Origin of the sequence: Xanthomonas populi (genome assembly GCF_002940065.1) — a bacterium.
GTDB lineage: Bacteria > Pseudomonadota > Gammaproteobacteria > Xanthomonadales > Xanthomonadaceae > Xanthomonas > Xanthomonas populi.
Genome location: NZ_MDEJ01000246.1, coordinates 1 through 2632 on the forward strand (window position 1 = coordinate 1; position 2632 = coordinate 2632).

A 2632-nucleotide genomic window follows, 5' to 3' on the forward strand; every position below is an offset into this window, starting at 1 on the left:
GCATGACCGAACGTCGCAGTCGCCTGCATCTGCTTGCCTACTCGCCCGATGGCACGGCCCAGAACGTGCGTAACGCCATCGTCCAACGCCTGGGCAACTGCGCCACGCCGTGCATACCCTGACCGCAGACAACAGCAAGGAATGTGCCGATCATCGACTCATCGCCACTGCGCTGCAGGCCGATGTCTACTTGGTTTTCTGGCTGTTGCGCGTTGATGCAGTTAGGGGTCAGGCTCTTTTCACCGCCGACCTTCAAAAGTGAGCTGACTCGCTGTCAGCACGGACTTTTTCACAGATTCCCGCCGACCCCCAAGCCGGCCAGGCCGGCCAAGACGCTGGCGCGGCGACGGCGGCCCCCAGCACCTTATGTTCGCAATGTGCCCTAATGATTTCGCTGTTTCCGCAGGGGGCTTACCAAAAAGCCGGTTAAATCAAGGCTTCTCCGGAAAGACGACGAGGACTCAAGAATGCGCCCTCTTTCGCCCTGTTCAGCCATTATCGCCAATGAACTGATCGACAACCCCATACACGATCCCGGCTCGCGCGATCAGGAAATCACCGACACCGTCAATTTGCGCCGCACCCACGCGGCCAGGACGCGTTGGCGGAATTGCGTGATATAGCACCTCCTAATTGGAAACGGCGTGCTCCGCCCGCCGATCCCAGGCCGTATCGGATCGAGGAGATTCAGCAACACCTCCTCCACCGCGCCTCCACCTCCATGCAGTCCGTGCCACCTGTGCCACCTGTGCCACCGCCGACATCGTCGCAGTCCGGAGAGGGTTCGTTTGACCCGATGGACTTTCTGAACCTACCAGACGATGCATCCTGTGCCGAAAGTGCCCCTGCTTTGCAGGATGTTGCCAACCGGCCGGAGCCGCCGGCAATCGCGCCCCCCTCCATTGAGCTATTCCCATATCGTTGGACACTCTCGGGCCCCTTCCGCCTCATCGTTGGCCGGTTCGTCGACGCACGCCACGGTCATGCCGGCTCCCGCCAGCACGGGCGAGGGGCCGGCCGCATTGGGTGAGATGGCACCTGCGTTGAGACGGCCTGCTCTGCCCGCCCATCACACGCCGTATCGCATCGAGGAGATTCAGCAACACCTCCTCCACCGCGCCTCCACCTCCATGCAGTCCGTGCCACCTGCGCCACCGCCGACATTGTCGCAGTCCGGAGAGGGTTCGTTTGACCCGATGGACTTTCTGAACCTACCAGACGATGCATCCTGTGCCGAAAGTGCCCCTGCTTTGCAGGATGTTGCCAACCGGCCGGAGCAGCCGGCAATCGCGCCCCCACCTCCATTGAGCTATTCCCATATCGTTGGACACTCTCGGGCCCCTTCCGCCTCATCGTTGGCCGGTTCGTCGACGCACGCGACGGTCATGCCGGCTCCCGCCAGCACGGGCGAGGCGCCGGCTGCCCCCGGTCTTCCCTCACAGACTCCCGGCTCCAGCACGGCCCGGCGAAAGCGTAAGGAGGTGTTCGACCCGGTCACGGGGAAAAACGTGTCAGCAAACGCGCTGTACATGCGTGAGTACAGGCGTCGGAAGGTGTTCGACCCCGTCAAGGGGGACATCGTGTCAAGAAACACGAAGTACAGCCGTGAGAAGGTAGTCGACAAGGTCAAGGGGGACACCGTGTCAAGAAACACGCTGGCCAAGCGTAAGAAGGTGACCGACCCGGTCAAGGGGGACATCGTGTCAAGAGGCGCGCTGCGCATGCGTGAGAAGGTGTTAGACGAGGTCAAGGGGGATTTCGTGTCAAGAAGCGCGCTGTACAAGCGTCAGAACAAGCGTCAGAAGCAGGTGAACCGCCCAGGATGGGGGTCGGCGGAAATTCGTGAAAATCCTTTTCTGATAGAAATTCCGCTCAATTTTGGCTTTTTTTACACGAATGCCTGCCAGCCCTCGACTTGGATGTGCTCGTGGCCAGACTGGAAAGGGAGTGACGGAATTTTCTGGGATTCCGGCTTACAAAACCCCAGGCCAGTGAGAGGGTCGGCAGGATTCGTGAAAAATTTCTTGGCTGACAGCAAGTTAGCTCACTTCTGGCTGTTTTTTTACACGAATCCCTACAGACCCCCAATTAGCCTAAGAATGACATCAAGTCCAAAGGGGCACTGCCCCTCTGGACTCCCCGCCCTCGCCGCCAGGAAACTCGGGAGCAGGCCGCCGCTCCGCTTTGCCTGCCCTTTTCGCGGAGGCTTGGGCGCTGCAACCGCATCAAGGGTTCGCTTCGCCGGACATCTTCACCCGGTCACGGCCTGCGGCCGCGCTGTGGCTTGCGATGCCGCCCTTGACCCGGTGTCCGCGCCGGGTTCCGGGAAGTCTAAATATAATCTAACAGCTGGATAGCAGCTATCTGGCTGGCGGTCGTCCTTTCGTATTTTTATAAAGCTGCGTTGAATATGTCTTGCGTCTGACGATGGCAACGAGCTGGCCGCTTCCCGGAAACGAAAGACCCCGCCGAAGCGGGGCCGTGTCATCATTCGCCTTGGACGCTGCCATCTCTTGCTCGCCCCCAGCTCTTGCCAACGTTATCTAGGGCCTTGTTAACACATACGAAGCCCTTCAACGATCAGGACGAAGCTCAGGAATCCGAGGAACATGACGTCGAGCTTCTCAAAGCG

Annotated in this window: 1 protein-coding gene and 1 pseudogene; both read left to right on the forward strand. The window is 60.0% G+C overall.

The genetic code is table 11. The features are described 5' to 3' along the window. Positions 1–190 (forward strand): annotated as a pseudogene (locus XpopCFBP1817_RS20420) (IS30 family transposase); the annotation flags it as partial. Positions 191–1481: 1291 nt separating this feature from the next. Continuing rightward, entirely contained in the window at positions 1482–2357 is an 876-nt protein-coding gene (locus XpopCFBP1817_RS22350; protein WP_208619684.1) for a hypothetical protein, read from the forward strand. The last annotated feature ends 275 nt before the right edge of the window (positions 2358–2632 follow it).